The organism is Streptococcus hillyeri (genome assembly GCF_003686955.1).
GTDB lineage: Bacteria > Bacillota > Bacilli > Lactobacillales > Streptococcaceae > Streptococcus > Streptococcus hillyeri.
Map to the genome: position 1 here is coordinate 66,800 of NZ_RCVM01000004.1, position 20,697 is coordinate 87,496.

The 20,697-nt window shown below is 39.6% G+C and carries 28 protein-coding genes; 27 read left to right on the plus strand and 1 reads right to left on the minus strand.

Going from position 1 to position 20,697, the window contains the following annotated elements; all coding sequences use genetic code 11:
- Positions 1-130: 130 nt before the first annotated feature.
- The gene (locus EAF07_RS03625; protein WP_121834976.1) at positions 131-1,024 is read right to left on the minus strand and encodes a glycoside hydrolase family 25 protein; all 894 of its coding nucleotides are present in this window, start codon (positions 1,022-1,024) and stop codon (positions 131-133) included.
- A gap of 77 nt (positions 1,025-1,101) precedes the next feature.
- On the opposite strand from EAF07_RS03625, the gene EAF07_RS03630 reads away from it, so the two are divergent.
- The 27 genes from EAF07_RS03630 to EAF07_RS03760 all read left to right on the plus strand — a co-directional run bounded on the left by EAF07_RS03630 (position 1,102) and on the right by EAF07_RS03760 (position 20,623).
- A complete protein-coding gene (locus EAF07_RS03630) occupies positions 1,102-1,842 on the plus strand; it encodes a TrmH family RNA methyltransferase (protein ID WP_121834930.1) in 741 nt (246 codons plus the stop codon).
- 37 nt (positions 1,843-1,879) lie between these two features.
- A complete protein-coding gene (locus EAF07_RS03635) occupies positions 1,880-2,383 on the plus strand; it encodes an HD domain-containing protein (RefSeq protein WP_121834931.1) in 504 nt (167 codons plus the stop codon).
- A 107-nt stretch (positions 2,384-2,490) separates the two neighbouring features.
- Positions 2,491-3,186 carry a Bax inhibitor-1/YccA family protein gene (locus EAF07_RS03640; RefSeq protein WP_121834932.1) on the plus strand — a complete coding sequence of 232 codons (696 nt, stop codon included), beginning with the start codon at positions 2,491-2,493 and terminating at the stop codon, positions 3,184-3,186.
- 102 nt (positions 3,187-3,288) lie between these two features.
- On the plus strand, positions 3,289-5,754 hold the full coding sequence (locus tag EAF07_RS03645; protein WP_121834933.1) for a bifunctional DnaQ family exonuclease/ATP-dependent helicase: 2,466 nt from the start codon (positions 3,289-3,291) through the stop codon (positions 5,752-5,754).
- Positions 5,755-5,862: 108 nt separating this feature from the next.
- Positions 5,863-7,044, plus strand: coding sequence for a pyridoxal phosphate-dependent aminotransferase (locus EAF07_RS03650; RefSeq protein WP_121834934.1), 1,182 nt, complete (start codon positions 5,863-5,865; stop codon positions 7,042-7,044).
- Between the two features lie 52 nt (positions 7,045-7,096).
- Positions 7,097-8,443 carry an asparagine--tRNA ligase gene (asnS, locus tag EAF07_RS03655; protein ID WP_121834935.1) on the plus strand — a complete coding sequence of 449 codons (1,347 nt, stop codon included), beginning with the start codon at positions 7,097-7,099 and terminating at the stop codon, positions 8,441-8,443.
- Between the two features lie 507 nt (positions 8,444-8,950).
- Positions 8,951-9,628 carry a cytochrome c biogenesis CcdA family protein gene (locus EAF07_RS03660; protein ID WP_121834936.1) on the plus strand — a complete coding sequence of 226 codons (678 nt, stop codon included), beginning with the start codon at positions 8,951-8,953 and terminating at the stop codon, positions 9,626-9,628.
- Positions 9,629-9,638: 10 nt separating this feature from the next.
- Positions 9,639-10,211, plus strand: coding sequence for a TlpA family protein disulfide reductase (locus EAF07_RS03665; protein WP_121834937.1), 573 nt, complete (start codon positions 9,639-9,641; stop codon positions 10,209-10,211).
- A 113-nt stretch (positions 10,212-10,324) separates the two neighbouring features.
- Complete coding sequence (locus tag EAF07_RS03670; protein ID WP_121834977.1) at positions 10,325-10,978, plus strand: DUF1803 domain-containing protein; 654 nt, start codon at positions 10,325-10,327, stop codon at positions 10,976-10,978.
- A gap of 11 nt (positions 10,979-10,989) precedes the next feature.
- Entirely contained in the window at positions 10,990-11,553 is a 564-nt protein-coding gene (locus EAF07_RS03675) for a DUF6287 domain-containing protein (protein WP_121834938.1), read from the plus strand.
- 197 nt (positions 11,554-11,750) lie between these two features.
- Complete coding sequence (locus EAF07_RS03680; protein WP_121834939.1) at positions 11,751-13,127, plus strand: amino acid permease; 1,377 nt, start codon at positions 11,751-11,753, stop codon at positions 13,125-13,127.
- Positions 13,128-13,145: 18 nt separating this feature from the next.
- Positions 13,146-14,093 carry a homocysteine S-methyltransferase gene (gene mmuM / locus EAF07_RS03685; protein WP_121834940.1) on the plus strand — a complete coding sequence of 316 codons (948 nt, stop codon included), beginning with the start codon at positions 13,146-13,148 and terminating at the stop codon, positions 14,091-14,093.
- A 220-nt stretch (positions 14,094-14,313) separates the two neighbouring features.
- Positions 14,314-14,574 (plus strand): hypothetical protein, encoded by a 261-nt coding sequence (locus EAF07_RS03690; RefSeq protein WP_121834941.1) that lies wholly within the window; start codon positions 14,314-14,316, stop codon positions 14,572-14,574.
- 1 nt (position 14,575) lies between these two features.
- The gene (locus EAF07_RS03695; protein ID WP_121834942.1) at positions 14,576-14,776 is read left to right on the plus strand and encodes a hypothetical protein; all 201 of its coding nucleotides are present in this window, start codon (positions 14,576-14,578) and stop codon (positions 14,774-14,776) included.
- A 22-nt stretch (positions 14,777-14,798) separates the two neighbouring features.
- A complete protein-coding gene (locus EAF07_RS03700; RefSeq protein ID WP_121834943.1) occupies positions 14,799-14,981 on the plus strand; it encodes a hypothetical protein in 183 nt (60 codons plus the stop codon).
- Between the two features lies 1 nt (position 14,982).
- Entirely contained in the window at positions 14,983-15,183 is a 201-nt protein-coding gene (locus tag EAF07_RS03705; protein WP_121834944.1) for a hypothetical protein, read from the plus strand.
- A 21-nt stretch (positions 15,184-15,204) separates the two neighbouring features.
- Positions 15,205-15,444, plus strand: a complete 240-nt coding sequence (locus tag EAF07_RS03710) for a hypothetical protein (RefSeq protein WP_121834945.1) — start codon at positions 15,205-15,207, stop codon at positions 15,442-15,444.
- Positions 15,445-15,446: 2 nt separating this feature from the next.
- Positions 15,447-15,758, plus strand: a complete 312-nt coding sequence (locus EAF07_RS03715; RefSeq protein ID WP_121834946.1) for a hypothetical protein — start codon at positions 15,447-15,449, stop codon at positions 15,756-15,758.
- A 5-nt stretch (positions 15,759-15,763) separates the two neighbouring features.
- The gene (locus EAF07_RS03720; RefSeq protein ID WP_121834947.1) at positions 15,764-15,973 is read left to right on the plus strand and encodes a helix-turn-helix transcriptional regulator; all 210 of its coding nucleotides are present in this window, start codon (positions 15,764-15,766) and stop codon (positions 15,971-15,973) included.
- A gap of 12 nt (positions 15,974-15,985) precedes the next feature.
- Positions 15,986-16,345, plus strand: coding sequence for a hypothetical protein (locus EAF07_RS03725; protein WP_121834948.1), 360 nt, complete (start codon positions 15,986-15,988; stop codon positions 16,343-16,345).
- On the plus strand, positions 16,332-17,099 hold the full coding sequence (locus EAF07_RS03730) for a DUF3169 family protein (RefSeq protein ID WP_121834949.1): 768 nt from the start codon (positions 16,332-16,334) through the stop codon (positions 17,097-17,099). Before EAF07_RS03725 ends, EAF07_RS03730 begins: the two co-directional genes overlap by 14 nt.
- 12 nt (positions 17,100-17,111) lie before the next feature.
- Positions 17,112-17,780, plus strand: a complete 669-nt coding sequence (locus tag EAF07_RS03735; protein ID WP_121834950.1) for a CPBP family intramembrane glutamic endopeptidase — start codon at positions 17,112-17,114, stop codon at positions 17,778-17,780.
- A gap of 64 nt (positions 17,781-17,844) precedes the next feature.
- The gene (gene rsmD, locus EAF07_RS03740; protein ID WP_121834951.1) at positions 17,845-18,384 is read left to right on the plus strand and encodes a 16S rRNA (guanine(966)-N(2))-methyltransferase RsmD; all 540 of its coding nucleotides are present in this window, start codon (positions 17,845-17,847) and stop codon (positions 18,382-18,384) included.
- A 2-nt stretch (positions 18,385-18,386) separates the two neighbouring features.
- Positions 18,387-18,659: a hypothetical protein gene (locus tag EAF07_RS03745; protein WP_121834952.1), complete on the plus strand. Its 273-nt coding sequence runs from the start codon at positions 18,387-18,389 to the stop codon at positions 18,657-18,659.
- Positions 18,656-19,144, plus strand: a complete 489-nt coding sequence (coaD, locus tag EAF07_RS03750; protein WP_121834953.1) for a pantetheine-phosphate adenylyltransferase — start codon at positions 18,656-18,658, stop codon at positions 19,142-19,144. The genes EAF07_RS03745 and coaD overlap by 4 nt, the downstream gene beginning before the upstream one ends.
- Positions 19,131-20,171, plus strand: a complete 1,041-nt coding sequence (locus EAF07_RS03755; protein ID WP_121834954.1) for a SepM family pheromone-processing serine protease — start codon at positions 19,131-19,133, stop codon at positions 20,169-20,171. The genes coaD and EAF07_RS03755 overlap by 14 nt, the downstream gene beginning before the upstream one ends.
- Complete coding sequence (locus tag EAF07_RS03760; protein ID WP_121834955.1) at positions 20,168-20,623, plus strand: GNAT family N-acetyltransferase; 456 nt, start codon at positions 20,168-20,170, stop codon at positions 20,621-20,623. The genes EAF07_RS03755 and EAF07_RS03760 overlap by 4 nt, the downstream gene beginning before the upstream one ends.
- The last annotated feature ends 74 nt before the right edge of the window (positions 20,624-20,697 follow it).

Below are 20,697 nucleotides of genomic sequence, written 5' to 3' on the forward strand. Positions count from 1 at the left end.
CCTATAATAGTTCTTCCAGTAGAAATTGGTATAAAAAGGTCTCCAAACTGACTAGCTTGGAGACCTTTTATGAAAGAGGCTAATAAATATTATTTAGGACTGATAGGGAAGTTCTAAAACTTATTTGTGATTACTCGGTTTTTGCTTTTTCTTCGTCTTCTTTTATCGGACCGAAGAGTTTTTCATAGACAGCTCTTTGATTGGTAGCAACTGGTGAAATCTGATTGAGGTCTAGTAACGCTGCTGCTCCGCTGACCCAACCATTTGATGTGTATTGGTGAAGGTCGTAAACTAAGTCTGTTTGTGGAGCTGCATTGTAGTAACCGGAATTATCGCCGTAAGTTGGAATCCAAATGGCATCAAATTTATCAACGGAAATACTTTGTTCTGCCATGAAGAATGTGCCAATGTAGATACCAACGTTTTCGGCACCTAGTCGCTTAAGTTCCTTACGAAAGGCTTCAACACCCGCATTCATATTTTTCATGGTTGCTTCTTCGACATCAATCCAGTAAAACGTAGGGTCGTAAGGAGAGGCATTTTCATAGAAAATACGAGCTTCTTCCTTCATTTCAGCGACGCTGCGTCCAAGAGCATAGCTGTAAACAGCAACGGGCACATCACGTTTTTGAAATTCTGTAATGTGTGTCTTGAAAGACTTATCAATTCCAGTAGTGTGAGCAGCATTATTGTCGGCTGTAATTTGTGAGCCTCCGAAGACACGAACAATGGCACCAGAAATATTAGCAGAAAGGGTATCGTAGTCGATATCACTTGGTAACTGCCAGCCTGAAACATCAATAATCGGATTAAGGATCAATGGTTCTTCATCTTTTTTCTGCTCTTTCTCTACTTTTTTAGCTGCAGCTTCTTGGGCTGCCTTTGCTTCCGCTTGCGCTCGTTTTTTATTAGCCGCTGCTAATTGTTTTTGATTATAGTCATGTCGCGCTTTGACAGAAACCAATGTAAAAAGAAAGAGACCGATAAACATCAAGACCAGTATAGGTTTAATTCGTTTTCTCATTACTTGCATTATACTTGAATTTATGAGAAAAATCAAAGTTTCCTAACTGATTTTTTAAAATTTGCTATAATAGTCTTATGCAAAAAATAACATCACGAACAAATCCGACCATTAAGGCGGCAAAAAAACTTTTACAAAAGAAATATCGTAAATCTTCATATCTGATTGAGGGCTGGCATTTGGTAGAGGAAGCACTTCAGTCAGGTGCAGAAATCTTACAGATTTTTGTGTTAGAGGATATGGCAGAGCGACTAGCTGATTTTTCAAATGTCATTGTGGTCACGCCAGAAATTTTGAAAGACCTGTCTGACTCTCCTAGCCCTCAAGGAATTGTAGCAGAAGTTGCTTTTAGTGAAAAAAGCTTGCCTGATACGCTATCAGGGCGTTATCTCTTTTTAGAAGATGTTCAGGATCCTGGCAATGTAGGTACGATAATCAGAACGGCTGATGCAGCTGGTTTTGATGGGGTCTTTTTGTCTGACAAGACAGCAGATATTTATAATCAAAAAACCTTGCGTTCGATGCAGGGCTCACATTTTCACTTGCCAATTTGGCGTAATCGTACAAGTGATACGATTGCTTTATTAAAAGCGTCGGCTGTGCCTATTTTAGCAACAACTTTGTCAAAGGATTCTATTGATTACCGTCAGCTTCCGACTTTTGACAGCTTTGCCTTGGTCATGGGAAATGAGGGAAATGGGATTTCAGAAAATATGCTGGAAGAGGCTGATAAGCTGGTTCATATAACCATGCCTGGTCAAGCGGAAAGTTTAAATGTTGCAGTGGCAGCAGGTATACTTATTTTTAGTTTGATTTAAGTAAAGATGGTATAATAGCTTTAGGAGGTGGTTCGTTATGAAGCACTACACAAAAGACCCTGAGTTTATGGCACATGTGGGGCATTTGATCAATCATCCACGATTTAAAAAGTTAGATAATATTGTGCAGCATCATCATTCGACACGCTATGAGCATTCGATAAATGTTGCTTATACTAGTTTTAAGATTGCAAGAAAGCTAGGCTGGGATGCAAAATCAACAGCGCGTGGTGGGTTATTACATGATATGTTTTATTACGATTGGCGCGATACCAAATTTAAAAAAGGTCATGCTTGGACGCATCCACGTATCGCTGTGCGTAATGCAAGAAAGTTAATTGACTTAAATCGTAAGGAAGAGGACATTATCCTTAAGCACATGTGGGGCGCAACGATTGCTCCGCCTCGCTATAAAGAAGGTTACATTGTAACAATGGTTGATAAATACTGGGCTATTAAGGAGGCGGCAACTCCTCTGAGACACGCTTGGAAAAGGCGGTCATTCTTTAAAAGGAAAGAACTTGGCAGTCACAATCATTAGGAAATTGATTTAGTAATAGAGGATTGCCCAGTTGAGAAATTGATGGGGCAATCTAGGGCGCACCGCCTATATTGGTGTGTTCAATGATAGAATGAAGAGGTTATATAATGGAATTTGATAATAATGTGATTTACACACAAACTGATGCAGGTTTGAATCGCTTTTTTGCTAAGATTTATGGTCTTGTGGGTATGGGAATTGGGCTTTCTGCTTTTGTTTCGTTTGTTATGCTCTACCTATTTCCAAATAATCTGATTGGCATTTTGGCTAATGCACCGATGATTTACTATTTGGCGATTTTTGCAGAATTAGGTTTGGTCTTTGTTGCTTCTGGTGCGGCACGTAAAAATAGTCCCATGGCTTTGCCACTCTTTTTGACTTATTCTGCCCTTAATGGTTTTACGCTTAGCTTTGTCCTACTGATGTATGCCCAAACGACTGTTTTTCAAGCCTTTGTATCGGCTGCTCTTGTTTTTGGTGTTATGGCTATCATCGGGGCAACAGTTAAGAAAGACTTATCGGGAATGGCAAAAGCTTTAATTGCTGCTTTGATTGGTGTACTGATTGCAAGTTTAGTCAATGTGTTTATCGGCTCAGGTACGATGAGTTATATCATTAGTATCTTGTCAGTATTGATTTTTTCTGGTTTGATTGCCTACGATAATCAGATGATTAAGCACGTTTATCAGCAAACTGGTGGTCGTGTGGGAGATGGCTGGGCAATTTCGATGGCGCTTAGTCTCTACCTTGACTTTATCAATCTTTTTCTTAGCTTGCTCCGCATTTTCTCACGAAATGATTAATCTGAGAAGGATAATAACCTTGGGACCTACTAAAAAAGTAGGTTCTTTTTTACTGTTTAAAAGTATTAGAAATTTTTGGTTTAAAGCGCTATAATAGGTGTTATGAAACAAATGGATAAAACACGATATGCTATCGTGGATTTAGAAGCGACCTCGGCTTCTAGTCTTGCTAAAATTATTCAAGTGGGAATTGTGATTCTTGAAGATGGTAAGGTTGTAGAGACGTTTGAAAGTGATATTAATCCTCATGAGGCCTTGAGTGAACATATTATTTCTTTAACAGGTTTAACGGATGAACGCTTAGCAAAGGCACCTGATTTTTCTCAGGTTGCTAAAACCATTTTTGAATTGATTGATGGGGCTATTTTTGTTGCCCACAATGTTAAGTTTGATGCCAATCTCTTGGCAGAAGAGCTTTTTATGGAAGGCTATGAACTTCGTTCTCCTTTGGTCGATACGGTAGAATTATCACAGATTTTCTTTCCGACTTTTGAGCGCTATACCTTAGAAAACCTTTCACAGGTTTTAGATCTTCAATTAACAGATGCTCATACAGCAATTGCGGATGCGCGTGCAACGGCAGAGTTGTTGCTCCGTTTGAAGGAGAAAATCAGAAGTTTGCCCTTGATGACGTTAGAAAAAATTCTGGAGTTTAGTGATGATTTGCTCTTTGAGACAAGGCTCATTATTGATGAGATTTATAGGGAAAAGAGTGGTGAATCACTGGGAGAAAACTGGATTGAAGTTGGAGGTCTAGTGCTAAAACAGCCAGCGAATTTACCTGCGCAGCGCCATTTCTCCAAAGACTTTGAGATGAATCTAGGTTTGTTAGGTCTTGATCAGCGTCCTCAGCAGCAGCTTTTTTCAGAAAAAATAGCAGAGCGGTTAACTGAATCAAAACCAGCCTTTATTGAAGCAGGCACAGGGATTGGAAAAAACTACGGTTACTTATTGCCACTATTAGCTAACCCTGAAATTAGACAAATTGTGGTGACTGTGCCAACCAAGGCATTGCAAGATCAAATGATGTCAGGGGACATTAAGCGTTTGGAGGAAGTCTTTAATGTTTCTACTCAGAGCTTGAAAAGTCCTAAAAATTATATCAGTCTTGATAAATTTTGGGATAGCTTGGCGACAGAGGATGATAATCGTCTTATCAATCGTTATAAGATGCAACTTTTGGTCTGGCTCTGTGAGACAGAAACGGGTGATATGGATGAAATTGGACAAAAGCAGCGATTTGAAGCTTATTTCAAACAAATTCAACATGATGGGGAATTGAGTCGAAAAAGTTTTTTCACAGATGTTGATTTTTGGGAGAGGCATTATCGAGCCTCTAAAACAAGTCGTCTTTTGGTTACCAATCATGCTTATTTTTTGACAAGGGTACAGGATGATAAGGACTTTGTCGCTGGTAAGACGTTAATTATTGATGAGGCGCAAAAGTTCTTTTTGAATCTAGAGGCCTTTTCACATAGAAAGTGTGAGATTAAGCAGATTCTTACCGAGATTGAACAGGTTTTAGGTACAGTGCAAAATACGCTTCATAAGCGCCTTTTAGAAGGGATTCAATTTGAATTATCTCATTTGACACAGCAATTTTCAGATCTGGGGCAACTAGATGAGGAAAGTCTAGAGCAGTTGAAAATTTATTTGAAAGAATTGGATTTGCCTATTCTTCTGGAACTAAGGCAGGTATTGAGCCGAGATGTTCAACAGGTTTGGATTGAGGAAGACGTTTTTGCTGACTACCGGCGTCTGTTTCTAAAAAGTGCCAGTCTAGTCTTTATGTCCTTACCAGATTTTCTTCCTGAAACGCAAAAAACATATTTTATTTCAGCGACTTTACAAATCGGTCATCAGGTGACTCTGGCAAATTTGTTAGGCTATGAGGACTATACCCTAGATAGACTGCCCAAGCCTTTTGAAACTGGTCAGCATATCTTTGTTGATGACAGCATGCCGACTGTTACTGAGGTGTCCACAAGACGTTACCTTTTTGAAATGGCAGAGCGTATTAGAGAATTACTTCATTTAGAACGTCCAATTTTAGTCTTGTTTACTTCCAATAAAACCATGCTGGCATTATCTCAGATCCTAGATGAGTGGGAGATTTCTTATCTTTGTCAGCACAAAAATGGTTTAGCTAGTAATCTGAAAAAACGTTTTGATAGAGGAGAAAATCAGCTTTTGCTGGGGTCGGGGGCTTTCTGGGAAGGAATTGATTTTGCTCAGTCGGATCAAATGATTACTGTTATTAGTCGTCTTCCCTTTGATAATCCTCAATCTCTCTTTAGTCGAAAAATTGAGACTTATCTTAGACAAGAAGGTAAGGAACCTTTTGATGACTATCATCTACCGGTTACTATCTTGCGCCTCAAGCAAGCTCTAGGGAGAACGATTCGCAGGGAACAACAGCAATCCGCAGTGCTTATTTTAGATAAACGTTTAGTCACAAAATCTTATGGGCGAGATATTCAAGAATCGCTTTCCGAACAATCGGAACTTCAAATTCAAAACTTTCCAAAAATTCTTACAGAAATAGGTTATTTTTTTAATAAAGTTTGATATAATGGAAAGATGAATATCATGTATCGGAAATAGTAGCTTTTAGTCAATTAGGATGACCAGCTTTGCTATTTCCCCAAGTGCTCGAAAAGAGACCAAGGAGGATCTATGACAGTTTTATCAAATCGCGTTTTAGCTATGGAGGAAAGTGTAACCTTAGCTGCAGCAGCTAGAGCTAAGGCCTTGAAAGCAGAAGGACGAGATGTTATTAGCCTAACGGTTGGTGAGCCTGATTTTGTAACACCTAAGCACATTTGTGATGCAGGTATCGCTTCCATTGAGAATGGCTCAGCTTCATTTTATACGGTAGCTAGTGGGCTTCCAGAGCTGAAAGCAGCAGTAGCGACTTACATGGAGAATTTCTATGGTTATGCTGTTAGCCCTAATCAAGTTGTCGCAGGGACAGGGGCAAAATTTATCCTTTACGCCTTCTTCATGGCGGTGCTAAATGCAGGAGATGAGGTCATTATTCCGACACCTTACTGGGTTTCTTATTCAGAGCAGGTGATTATTGCTGAAGGTAAGCCAGTCTTTGTGCAGACGACAGAAGCGACAGACTTTAAAGTGACGGTAGAGCAACTAGAAGCTGTTCGTACGGACAAGACAAAGGTGCTTTTGCTTAACTCTCCATCAAATCCAACGGGTTCTGTTTATAGTCGTGAGGAGCTTGAAGCGATTGGTCATTGGGCTGTTGCCAATAATATTTTGATTTTGGCTGACGATATCTATGGGCGTTTGGTCTACAATGGAGCAGAATTTACGCCAATTTCTAGTATTTCTGAGGCCATTCGCAAGCAAACCATTGTTGTCAATGGTGTTGCTAAAGCCTATGCAATGACAGGTTGGCGCGTAGGCTTTGCGATTGGCAATCCAGAGATTATTGCTGCGATGGGGAAAATCATTAGCCAGACAACGTCAAATTTAACCACTGCTGCTCAATATGCTGCTATTGCAGCTTTGACAGGTGATCAAACTCCTACAGAGGAAATGCGTCAGGCTTTTGAAGAACGTCTGAATACCATTTATCCTTTACTGTGCGAAGTGCCGGGCTTTGAAGTTAATAAGCCACAAGGTGCCTTCTACCTTTTCCCTAATGTCAAAAAAGCGATGGACATGAAAGGCTACACTAACGTGACAGATTTTACCAACGCTATTTTGGAAGAAGCAGGAGTCGCTTTGGTGACTGGTGAAGGATTTGGAGCTCCAGAAAATGTTCGCATGAGCTATGCGACCGATTTGGACACCTTAAAAGAAGCTGTCAGACGTATCAAAGCGTTTATGGAAGCTTAAACCATTTGAGAATTTAGTATTAGAATAAAATTTTAAGAAGAAAAGAGAAAACATGTCTAGAAAATTAGTTACAATCAATCAAGTGAGCCAACATGTTGGTGAAGAAGTGACGATTGGTGCTTGGGTAGCCAACAAGTCAGGAAAAGGAAAAATTGCGTTCTTGCAATTACGTGACGGAACAGCCTTCTTCCAAGCTGTCGCTTTCAAGCCTAACTTTATTGAAACATTTGGTGAAGAAGAAGGAACAGCTAAGTTTGACACCATCAAACGCCTTAGCCAAGAAACATCTGTGTATGTTACAGGAATTGTTAAAGAAGATGAGCGTTCAAAATTTGGTTACGAGTTGGATGTGACAAATCTTGAAGTGATTGGTGAATCAACGGATTACCCAATTACACCAAAAGAGCACGGAACAGATTTCTTGATGGATAACCGTCACTTGTGGTTGCGTTCACGCAAACAAATGGCTATCCAACAAGTCCGTAATGCGATTATCTATGCTACTTACGAGTTCTTTGAGAAAAATGGTTTCATCAAATTTGATAGTCCAATTCTTTCAGGAAATGCAGCCGAAGACTCAACAGAGTTGTTTGAAACAGATTACTTCGGTCAACCAGCTTTCTTAAGTCAATCTGGTCAGCTCTACCTTGAGGCAGGTGCCATGGCACTTGGTCGTGTCTTTGACTTTGGCCCAGTTTTCCGTGCTGAAAAATCAAAAACACGTCGCCACTTGACAGAATTTTGGATGATGGATGCTGAGTACTCATTCCTAACTCATGAAGAGTCACTTGATCTTCAAGAGGCTTACGTTAAAGCCCTTATTCAAGGTGTTATTGACCGTGCACCACAAGCACTTGAAACGCTTGAGCGTGATGTAGAACTTCTTAAGAGCTATATCGACCAGCCATTCAAACGTGTGCCTTACGATGAAGCGATTGACCTTCTTCAAGCACACGAAAACGATGAAGATACGGATTACGAGCACCTTGAGCATGGTGATGACTTTGGTTCACCACATGAAACATGGATTTCAAACTACTTTGGTGTCCCAACCTTTGTTGTGAACTATCCAGCCAGCTTTAAAGCTTTCTACATGAAGCCAGTACCTGGTAACCCAGAACGTGTGCTTTGTGCAGACCTTCTTGCACCAGAAGGATACGGCGAAATTATCGGTGGTTCAATGCGTGAAGATAATTACGATGCCCTTGTTGCGAAAATGGACGAACTTGGTATGGACAAGACGGAGTATGAATTCTATCTTGACCTCCGTAAATATGGTTCAGTGCCACATGGAGGATTCGGTATCGGTATCGAACGTATGGTAACCTTCGTAGCAGGTACAAAACACATCCGTGAAGCTATTCCATTCCCACGTATGTTGCACCGTATTAAACCTTAATAAATGATTTACTCTCAGTATCAAATCTGGGAGTATTTTTATTTCTTGACAAGAGAAAATAGTATTGTTATCATTAAATCATACAAGTGATACTCATCCAAAATCAAAATTAGCATATTATACTCTCTAATATCATCTAGGGACCAACTAATATAGTGAGGATAAAATGTTTCTTTCGCTATAGTGGAATTCTTAGCAAGCATTTATTCTTGCTAAGAACGGGCTTTTGGGAGAACTACAGAAATTGAAAGTCAATTTCGTAGTAGTTCCCCCGCAAGGATGATTAGGTTGGACGCTGTCGAGTAGTCGACAAGTATAGTCAATCATCTACTGAGATATAGAGGGGCTCAAAAAGTAGTAATGAAACTCCGTAGGAGGTTGTGACACTGACTTCGTCAGCTTTATTTCCCACCTCCAAAGGTCTCCTAGACCTTTGGAGCGTCCGCACTTTTTAAGAAAGAAACAAAAAAGTAATTTTTGATTTTTGTTAAGTATAAAAGTTAGGAAATGATTATGAATGTTGTTCAAATAGTAACCTTGTTTCTAGAAGGTGTATTGTCTTTTTTCTCGCCCTGTGTCTTGCCGATTTTACCGATTTATGTTGGGATATTAGCGGGTAATGAGGACACTCAGGCGGAGAAGTCTCAGAAAAAAGTGATTATTAACACGCTATTTTTTGCTGTCGGAATCTCGCTAACCTTCTTTTTATTGACCTTCGCATCGAGTTTCCTAAGCCGTTATTTTCTTCAGCACAGCTTTTTCCTTCAAGGATTGAGCGCGGTGATGATTTTAGTTTTCGGACTTTTCCAGTTGGGGCTGATTAAGATTCCTGCTTTTTTCAAAGAAATTTCGGCTAAGCATAAGGTCTATAGAAGCGGACAAAAGATGACGCCTCTCCTTGCCTTAGTCATGGGCTTTGCCTTTAGTTTCTCTTGGACACCCTGCATTGGTCCGATCCTTGCCAGCGTCTTTCTATATGCGTCCAGTCAGGCTGGGTGGCTTAGCTCGGTTTTGGTGATTGTCTATTGTTTAGGATTTATCCTGCCTTTCGTGTTGCTAGCTTTCTTTTCACAAAAAATGCTGGCTCTGTTTAAAGCAGGTCAGAAGTGGTTACACTATACCAAACTTCTCTCAGGAATCCTCTTGATAGGAATTGCCTGCTCACTGATTTGGAATTTATTTTAGGAGGTTTTTCATGAAAAATAGAACAGTGTTGTCGATTGTTTTTGCAATGATTTGTGCCTTGGTCTTGACTGGCTGTGATGGGCTACGGAAAGAAAATAAGAAAACAGACTCAGTAGCAGTAGCTAGCTTAGTCAAAGGTGATCAGGCGCCTGATTTTGAGCTCGTTGCTGATGATGGTAGTAAATTGACCCTAGCAGATTTGAAAGGGAAGAAGGTCTACATCAATGTGTGGGGAACTTGGTGCCCACCTTGTCGTATGGAAATGCCAGAACTAGAAGAAGTCTACCAAGAGGTTAAAGACCAAGAAGATTGGGTTTTCCTATCAGTTGCTTCACCAAATGATGAAGGCATGGGGAACACTAAAACACGAGATGTCAGCAAAAAAGAGATTTTAGAAGAAGCGACCGAGCTTGGCGTGACTTATCCTGTTTATTTTGAAGAAAACCACAGTTTTTTAACAGATTACCAAGTACGAGCTTTTCCAACTCACGTTTTTATCAATTCTGACGGTACGATTGCTAATTATGGCATGGGTGCCCTCAATAAAGAAGTTGTCTCAAATACAATGAAACAAGTAAAATAAGTGTGATAGTTATCAGGTGCTTTAAAATCTTTTAAATTTTTGAGTTCAATAAATAATGCTTAGAGATGAGGTTGAGACTTTTTAGTCTTGACCTCTTTTGTTATAATAAGCCTATGATAACAATTTTTAATCCAACAAAACTCACGGGACAGCCTTTTTTTAAAGACTTGATCAATTATCTTAATAGTCATGATGAGGTCATTTTACGTCACATCAAACGAGATTTTCCTGAGGTTAAAAACTTAGATAAGCAACTTGAGGATTATATTCAAGCGGGTTATATTTTGCGTGAAAATAAGCGTTACAGGCTGAATTTGCCCTTGCTTGAGACGGTTGAGGAAGTGACTTTAGACAGTCATATCATGGTTGATACAGAGTCACCCGTTTACGGGGAGCTATTGGCATTGTCATTTGAGACAGTTCTTGCCAATCAAACCAATGATGCTCTGATTGTCGAGGCATCCAGTCTCACGCGTGAAGAACTGACTCTTGCCAATTACTTTCATAAACTGAGAACTGCGCAGCCTTTTTCAGAAAAACAAGAGAAACTGTATGAGATTTTAGGTGATGTGAATCCAGAGTATGCCCTCAAGTATATGACGACGTTTTTACTCAAGTTTGCTAGAAAGAACGAGGTGAAGCAGAAGCGTAGGGATATTTTTGTGGATGCTTTGGAGCTTTTGGGTTATGTGGAAAAAATAGCAGAGCAGACGTATGGTTTAGGGATGGCTTTTGATGCTGATACCCTTACCTTTACGAGAAAATAGAGGTGTTTGAAATGAAAAAGGTTTATAAAGGAATCGTCTTGTGTAGTCTACCAGTGTTACTTGTCGCATGTGCTGGTAAAAAAGAGTCAGAAACTAAGAAACAGACTGAAACAAAGGTAACACGTACAACGACAAGCCAAACCAGCTCCACGACAACAACTATGACTAGTCAAACTGAAACCACGGTAACTACTGAAGTCACGACTGCTGAAACGACCTCGGTGCCAGTTCAAAATACAATGAATGTAGAACAAGTCCTAGCAGGAGATTTTTCAAGTGTTGCGGGTACTTGGCAAAATGAATATGGCATGACAATGTTTTTTGATCAGCAAGGTGTTGTTGGTGCTCTTCGTACGCAAGTTGATATTGAAAATTCTAGAGAAGGCATGTTAGTTATTCAGGTGAAGGAACAATCTGGTTTAGGTTTTGCTATTTCTTTTATTCCAGGAGGTGTGATAGCCCCTGATGATAACTATGGTGGAGTAGATAGTTCAGATACGAGTAGGGATCGTATGGTTGCAGGGCACCAATACCATGTTTCTGATCCGAGAGGATTCTTTTATAAAATTGACTAAAGATTGACCTATGTCAGTCTTTTCTTTTCTTTTCTTTTCTTTTCTTTTCTTTTCTTTTTTCCAGGCTATGGAGTGAGATGATGTTTTCTGAAAGTTTCAGGTATAGTTTCAAACTATAACCATCTATGAAAAAAGACACATGTATTTTTGCCTGAATTTATGTTAGTATAGCTCTAATACATATTTTAGGAGGAGTTATGGAAAATCATAATTTTGAAAACGAGGGACAATTTAATCGACAGATGACTAGCCGTCATCTTCGGATGTTGTCTATCGGTGGTGTTATTGGGACGGGATTGTTCTTGAGTTCGGGTTATACGATTGCTCAAGCGGGGCCTTTTGGAGCGATTGCTGCCTATCTTTTTGGGGCTGTCATGGTTTACTTGGTGATGTTTTCATTGGGAGAGCTGTCAGTCGCTATGCCAGTCACAGGTTCATTTCATACCTATGCGACCAAGTTTATCAGTCCTGGAACCGGCTTTATGGTGGCTTGGATGTATTGGTTGTGCTGGGTGGTTGCCCTAGCTTCTCAATTTGTCGGTGCAGCTCAGCTCATGCAGCGTTGGTTTCCTGATGTTCCTATTTGGATTTTTGCAACTATCTTTGCAGCAATAGTATTTGGGCTAAACACGCTATCGGTCGGTTGGTTTGCGACTGCGGAAGACTACCTATCGTCTATCAAAGTTTATGCCATCATGGCCTTTATTATTCTTGGAACTCTCGCTATTTTTGGCATTTTGCCTTTTGAGGGAACAAGCGGTGCTCCGCTATTTAACAACATTACAGCCAATGGGCTTCTTCCTAGTGGGGCTATCGGTGTTATTTCAGTAATGCTCTCTGTTAACTATGCTTTTTCTGGTGTTGAGATGATTGGTATCGCAGCTGGTGAGACGGATAATCCTAAAAAGGCTGTGCCAGAGGCTATCAAATCAACGATTGGTTTATTGGTTGCTTTCTTTGTACTAACTATTTTTGTCCTAGCAGCGCTTTTACCAATGTCAGAAGCAGGAGTGACAGAAGCACCATTTGTTCTTGTGCTTGATAAAATCGGTATTCCTTATGCCGCTGATATTATGAACTTCATTATCTTGACGGCAATTTTGTCAGCCTCAACATCGGGTCTTTATGCCTCAAGCCGTATGCTCTGGTCTTTAGCAAATGAAGGCATGATTAGCAAAAATTTGGTTAAGATTAACAAGCACGGTGTACCGATGCGCGGGATGCTGTTGTCAATGGTGGGTGTGATTATTGCCCTTGTTGCTTCAATCTACGCAGCAGATACGATTTTCCTTGCCCTTGTATCCATCGCTGGTTTTGCGGTTGTCATTGCTTGGTTGGCCATTCCGTTGGCACAAATCGGTTTTCGTAAGGCATTTTTAAAAACGCACAGTGAAGATGAATTGGAATATAAGACGCCATTTTCTCCAGTGCTTCCTTGGATTACAGTCATTTTACTCGTGATTTCCATTATTGGAATTGGCTGGGATCCATCGCAACGCGCAGGTCTTTACTTTGGTGTACCATTTATGGTGGTTTGCTACATTTACCACTACATTCGCTTTAAAAAATGGTAAGTGCTAGAAAGGATTGTTATGGGACGTTTTAAAGAACTGTTAGAGACGCAAGAATATGTGATTTTACACGGCGCTTTGGGAACGGAGTTAGAATTTCGAGGTCACGATGTGTCTGGAAAACTCTGGTCTGCTAAGTACCTCTTGGAAAATCCAGATTTGATTAGGGAAATTCATGAGGACTACCTTAAAGCAGGTGCTGATTTGGTAACAACGTCAACCTATCAAGCGACTTTTCCCGGTTTGTTTGAGGCTGGATTGTCTCAAGAAGAAGCAGAGCAATTAATTCGCTTGACGGTTGATTTAGCCAAAGAAGCTAGAGATAATGTTTGGGCAGCATTAACAGATGAGGAAAAAGCTAATCGTGCCTATCCTCTCATTTCAGGAGATGTGGGACCCTATGCAGCCTATTTAGCTGATGGCTCAGAATATACTGGTGATTATGGTCAAATTACTCTTGAAGAATTAAAGGCTTTTCACCGTCGTCGTATTGAAATTCTTCTGGAGCAAGGTAGTGAGTTATTAGCTTTAGAGACCATTCCAAATGCTCTTGAGGCAAGGGCTCTGATTGAGCTATTAGCAGAAGAATTTCCAACTGTAGAAGCTTACATGAGTTTTACCTCGCAAGATGGTCAGTCGATTTCTGATGGTACTTCTATTAAGGAAATAGCAGAGCTGATTAACGCAAGCAAACAAGTCTTAGCAGTAGGGCTTAACTGTACAGCGCCAGCTGTTTATCAAGACTTTCTAAGTCAATTAAGAACCTTGACAGACAAGCCATTTGTGACCTATCCAAATTCTGGCGAAGTTTACGATGGAGCAAGCCAAACTTGGACCTCAAACGCTGACCATAGTCATAGCTTGTTAGAAAACACCATCAACTGGCATCAGTTGGGTGCTAAGGTTGTGGGAGGTTGTTGCCGAACACGCCCAAGCGATATTGAAAACTTGAGCCAACATTTGAAATAGTAATGAATTGAGATTGACTGAGGTCAGTCTCTTTTTTTGATAATTATATGATATAAAATACCAAGTAGATACCATCTTGACTAAGATTTTGTTCGTTTTGACTATGTTCATGATATTTTTGACAAAAATCTTTGTTTTTTTGACTAAGATACTTGTCAAAACTAAAATGATGTGTTACACTTAATACATAAAGAAAACGGATACAAAAAAGGAGGTTCTTATGAAAACGCAACAAGAAACTAAAGCAATCACTCTAACGGCTAGCCATATTCTTTATATTTGCTTAGGTGCACAATTATTTTTTGCTCTATTTAGTTTTGTTTCTCATTACTTCCTTTTAGGTGAATGGGATTTAGGTATCATTTGGGATTATATTGAAATGACTTGGTTTATGAACGTGATGCTAGTGATTATCCTTCTTGAAGAAGATAAAAAGGACAAGAAGACACAAATGACTGAGCAAGCGATGAAAGAGGACTAGGATGACAAAACAGATTTTATTTAAATACTTATTGTTGTTTATATCCCTATTTTTAATCAACATGCTAGTGATGCTAGTGCTTCACAGTCTTGGATTTACGGGAGAGTTGGGAGCGATAAGCTATCTCTTCCCACCATTAGTGACAGCAGTTGTCTTAGTTATGGTTGATAAAAAGTTAAAGAAAAGTAAAAAGCAGTCATAAGATTAAGGTAAGGGAGACTTGAATGAAACAAGAATTAGCGATTAACATCATATCCTTTGCAGCTTTACAGGGATTACTGGCTGGAGCGATGATTGGCTTAAGTTCATTAGGAAGCATGCCTAACATCGCCTATTATTTGAGCATCAATGGTATTTTAACCATCTTATTTATGATTAGTTTATTTTGGAAAGAAGAGGAGAATTAAGATGAAATTAGTTGAATTTGTTAAAGGTTTCTTTATCGGATTTTGTGTTGTTGGTGTTACGATATTGCTGTTAAAAGACTTATGGTCGTGGATAGTATCTGGGGAGCTATCGTTGGATAAGAATATTTATCTTATGCTACTAGGCATTATAAGCTACAAGATTGCTACACATTTTGAAAAAAAATATATCGAGAAAAGATAGAGAACGTAAGGAGAAACTATCATGACTAAAGAAGCATTTGTAAAAGGAACTGTTACGACTAAAAAAGGTAAGGAAATTGTGGTTGCCGGGACACATGTGTTCAATGTGGTTGCTTGTGTGGCAGCTATTACGCTTGTAATTGTTATGCTACAGTGGTGGCGGACAGGTGAACAACCACAACTTGAGATTGTGCTTTGCCTGTTACCAGCCGTTATGGGCGGAAGCTATAACGTGGTGAAGTGGCTACAAACAAGGAGATAGGTATGGAATATTTTGGTGTAGTCGCTTTTATTTTCTGGCTATTTTATGCAGATAAACACAAAAAATTACAACGTAAACTCAATAGATTAGAAAAAAGAAACAAGGGAGAAAATCAGATGTCACAATTAATTAAAAATATGGTTAATAAATCTGGGAAAATTTACTTTGATAGTGAGTTACAAACGGTTTACGCTTGGACGATTCTTGAAGTTGATGAGGATTGGGTAAAATTGCAACGTACAGATAAAAAAGGTAAAGTCTTCACAAAAATTGTTCGTCTAGATGATATCAAATCCATTGACGTAGAGGAGTGAGGAGTATGCAAGTCTTAAAAAATCGTCTCAAGGAGTTAAGAGCTCGTGACGGTGTCAATCAGACTGAAATGGCAAAATTGGCAGACGTTTCTCGCCAAACCATCAGTCTGATTGAACGTAATGAATACACCCCCTCAGTCGTGATTGCCATGAAGATTGCTCAGGTCTTTAAAGAACCTGTTGAAAATGTGTTTAGTTTAGTTGAAGAAGATTAAGGAGAAGCAGCTATGAAACAACTTAGTAGCTTTTATAAAGGAGTAGGAATTGTCTGTATTGTAGCGGGAATGTTTCTACTCGCTTTAGATTTAGTTCATGGCTCTAGCAATCTTCCTGTGACATGGGTAGTTTATGTACTATTAGGAACGTATCTTTTGGTGAGAGATTGCTTAGTGAGTTCTCGTAAATGGCAGTTGATGGTATTAGGCATTATTATCCTGATATTTGGGTTCGTGATTTTGAGTGACCTGTCTGTATTGCCAAAAAGTGATCTGAGTATTATGGAATTCCTTATACCATTTATTCTATTGACAATGGACCTTGACGACATTGAGAAGAAAGCAAAGGAGAGAAAAAATGTTAAAGATTAAAGAAAAAGATAGCAACGGTGTAAGGCTACTGAAGCAGCTTGTTCAAGGCCTCTTAATAGGTGCCCTAATTGGTGGTCCACTTGGTTTTGCGATTGGATATTTTGGTTTTGAAGACGGCTTAAAATTTCCAGTGGCAACGATTGTTGAAATACTTCAGTATGTGAATTACGGTCTTATCGTGTTACTATTTTTAGTGACTATTATCTATATTTTCCGTATTCGTAAAGGTATTGTCAGTTATGAAACGAGTGAAGATGACGAGGAGCAGGAAAAACTGTATAGTTTACTCGGTCGTCAGACCAGTTACGCTCAAGTATTTTTAGGTATTGCATTAGTTTTATCCTTTGTCAGTGTGTTGCTAGGGTACAGATTGCTATTTTCAAATGATTCAGCTGAGATTCAGTTTCCCGTTTATGCTTTTGCCGGTTTGATGATCTCAGCTGGTTTACAGATGTACTTGCTTTCCCTTTCTAACCGTGTTCGTGGTCGCAGAACCACTTTGGCACCAACGTTGAAAGAGTTGAAAAATAACGTTCTTCAACTGGATGAAGCAGAGCTTCAAGCTAATTACAAAATGTCTTTTGAGATTGTGATGACCCTTAGTGGCCTCATTTTACCAGCCATTTATGTTCTTCTCTTTTTCATGTCTGTTATCTTCCAAAAGGTGGAATTGACAGGAATCTTTATCACGGCTGGTATTCATATCTACATAATGATCATGAATTTTAAAATGGCGAAGGAACATTATAAATAAGGAGATAATGACGTGTTGAAGAAGTTTTTACGAGCAGTTCTTGTCATGTTACAGGCAATTGGACTCATGATTGTATTCTCGATTCCGGAAGTTTATTTGGGGGCAATAGCAGCGATTAAAGGTAACAGCCCTATTTCGCTAGAAAACGGATTGATTTATTTTTTCTCAATTATTCTCTTTATCGGTATGAGTCTTATAGTAGCTCATAAGAGAAAGTGGTTTACCTTATCCTTTAAGGGACTGACTTGGAAAAATGTTTTGATTTATATTGTAGGTGGTTTCGCCTTATTCCATATTATCGGTGAGGTAGGATATTATCTGCTCAGCTTATCTGGAGAGGTCACAACGGCTAATGAGATAGCTCTTCAAGAGCGAAATATGAGATTGCCCCTCTATTTGACCTTCACCATAACTGCTTTTAAAGCTCCAATTGTTGAAGAAGTTGTTTTCAGAGGATTCATGAGACATGCTTTGAAAGATTTATCATCCATCTGGTATTTTGTTTTCTCCACGTTTTCATTTGCTTTATTGCATAGTCCAACCAATTTAGCTTCATGGTTTATTTATGGTTCGATGGGACTGGTTCTTGCCATCGTTTATGATAAGACAAAGCGTTTAGAATATGGTATTGGTTTACATCTGATTAATAATATCATATCGCAGTTGAGTAATATTATTTAAGGTTAATATAAGACCGTCAGCTTATCCTCTTGGGTAGGTTGATTTTTATGGTATAATAAAAACCATGAGAATTGTATCTGGTGAATTTGGTGGGCGTCCTTTGAAGACGCTGGATGGAAAAAATACGCGTCCGACCTCAGACAAGGTGCGTGGCGCCATGTTTAATATGATAGGCCCCTACTTTGATGGTGGTCGTGTCCTTGATTTATTTGCAGGGTCGGGTGGCTTGGCTATTGAGGCTGTCTCGCGTGGGATGGATACGGCTGTTTTGGTGGAAAAACATAGCGGAGCGCAAGCCATTGTCCAAGAAAACATCAAGATGACTAAGGTGCCTGAGAAATTTACCCTTTTGAAGATGGAGGCAGAGCGTGCGCTTAGCCAATTGACAGGGACTTTTGACGTGATTTTTCTCGACCCACCTTATGCCAAAGAGCAAATTGTTGCCAATATTGAAGCGATGGATAGGCTAGGGTTGCTAGGCGAGGACGTCATGATTGTCTGTGAGACAGACAAGGCTGTTCAGCTACCAGAAGAGATTGGATCAGTTGGTATTTGGAAGGAAAAGATTTACGGTATCAGTAAAGTAACGGTTTATGTGAGGTAGGTATGTCGGGATTTGGTATTTTAGTGGTTTTGATTTTGCTGATTGGTTCCATAGGAATGAATGTTGTTCTCATCACCCTTCTAATGAGAGATAGAGGAAAGGAAAGACAGTCAAAAAGAAAGAGGGATGGTTTTTACCTTTACCTTGCCGTAGTCTGCCTAGTTCCTGCGGTCTTGGGAATTTTACCAAGTTACTCAAAATGGTCAAATATTCTAGTATTTTTACCAACTTTTGCCTTCTTTCTATACCTTTATTTTGATGGAGAAAATAAATGACTAAAATTGGTTTATTTACAGGGTCTTTTGATCCGATTACAGTAGGGCATCTGGATATTATTGAACGCGCCAGTCGATTATTTGATAAGCTTTATATCGGTGTGTTTTACAATAAGGAAAAAGCAGGGCTGTTTGATGTTGAAACCCGTGCCCAGATGATTCGTGAGGCGGTTGCGCATTTGGAAGGGGTAGAAGTGATGACCTCTGCAGGGCAATTAGCGGTAGAAGTGGCAAGAAAGTACCAAGTGACGCATTTAGTCAGAGGGCTTCGGAATGCGGTTGACCTCGATTATGAAGCCAATTTGGAATTCTTTAATCGCTATCTCGCAGAAGAGTTAGAAACCGTTTATTTGATGGCTAGCCATCGTTATCAGCCAATCTCATCCAGTCGTGTGAGAGAATTGATTTATTTCAAGTCGCCTATCACGGATTTTGTACCAGAAAGTGTTGTAAAACAAGTGGAGAAAATGAATGACAATAATTAAAAAGTTTAAATGGTGGTTAGTCGGTCTTGTAGGCTTGATGACTGTATTAGGGATATTTTTCCTTCCACTTCCCTACTATATTGAAATGCCAGGCGGAGCTTTTGACATTCGCTCGGTGCTTAGTGTTGATGGAACGGCAGACGAAGAAGATGGAGCTTATAGTTTTGTGGCTGTCAACGTGTCCAAAGCAACGCCTATTAAGATTTTAGCAGCTTGGTTAACCCCACACATGGAAATTTCATCAGCTGAGGAGACGACAGGTGGTGTTTCAGATGACGATTATTGGCGAATTAGTCAATTTTACATGAAGACATCACAAAATGCAGCCATTAGTGAGGCGCTTACCTTGGCTGGCGAAGAAGTTGAATTAGACTATCTGGGCGTTTATGTGCTCAGCTTGGATGACAAATCAACTTTTAAAGAGATTCTTCACCTTGCCGACACAGTAACAGGTGTCAATGGCGAAAAGTTTTCAAGCTCTAAAGAATTGATTGATTACGTTGGTGCTCTCAAACTTGGGGATGATGTGACGGTTCAGTATATTTCAGATGGCAATCAGCTTTCTGCTTCTGGAAAAATTATCAAGCTTGATAATGGGCGAAATGGTATCGGAATTAGCCTTGTCGATCACACGGAAATTGTGACCGATCACTCCATTGAGTTTTTCACAGATGGTGTCGGGGGTCCAAGTGCTGGTATGATGTTCACGCTTAGTATCTATGACCAGCTTATTGAGGAAGATTTGCGAAAAGGGCGTCTTATCGCTGGTACAGGTACGATTGAAAAAGGCGGAGCAGTAGGCGATATTGGTGGCGCTGGACTGAAAGTCGTAGCTGCTGATAAAGCTGGTTCGGAGATCTTCTTTGTCCCAGATAATCCAATTGAAAAAGGAATGGAAAAATATTATCCAAAAGGGAATAACTATGAAGAAGCCAAGGCTGTCGCTAAGGAATTGGGGACAGATATGAAGATTGTGCCCGTCAAAAATGTTAAGGATGCTATTGATTATTTAAGGAAAAATCCATGATTTGTTATGAAAAACTGGTTTTGAGTGATGAAAATCTGCCTGAACTGACTCAACTCACGTCTTTATCAGAACAATGGGCAGAAGAAAAGACCATTCCTTCATACACTCCAAATAAGGCAGAAGAATTTTTAAATCGAGAGCTCTATGTAGCGCGTGAAGATGATACCATTATTGCCTATGCCCTTGGAGATATTAAAATCCTCACCGAAAAGACGTCCTACAATGCTGTCGGTGAGAGTGCTTTTGAACTTGACGAACTTTATGTCAAACCAGCCTATCGTAGCCAAGGTATCGGGCAAAAACTATATCGTTTTATGGAAAACGATTTACTTCATAAGGTATCAGTGATTGGCGTAATTGCAGCTTCTTATCACTACTTAGAACTCCTAAGATTCTATAGTGATGATTTGGGCATGTCATTTAACCATGCCTTATTGACAAAGCGATTATGAGTTGAAATTGAAAGAAGACTGATTTGGTCTTCTTTTTTAGTGAGAAGCGTCTGCTTTTTTTTCATCTTTAAATA